Origin of the sequence: Streptomyces sp. NRRL WC-3549, from assembly GCF_000721935.1 — a bacterium.
Classification (GTDB): Bacteria; Actinomycetota; Actinomycetes; order Streptomycetales; family Streptomycetaceae; genus Streptomyces.
Window position 1 is genome coordinate 60027 of record NZ_KL585438.1, and the last position, 266, is coordinate 60292.

A 266-nucleotide genomic window follows, 5' to 3' on the forward strand; every position below is an offset into this window, starting at 1 on the left:
GCATCTGCGCCGGCCACGGCTGTAGTGCGTACGCCCCCAGATGCCGCCGGGCTCCGCATTCTCCCGGCAGGCCCTCAGTGGGCAGGTGCGGGGAGACGCCCGGTGAGGTAGTGCTGGACGGCGGCGCCGACGCTGGCGACAAGGTGGTCGGTGTCGGTGAGGGTGGTGGGGCGTGGAGCATGTGCCGGCCGTCGGTGAGGCCGACGAGCTGGGTCGCCGTCGCCGTCGAAGTCCGGGTCTGTCAAACGAGCGGCTCTGTCCCGTAG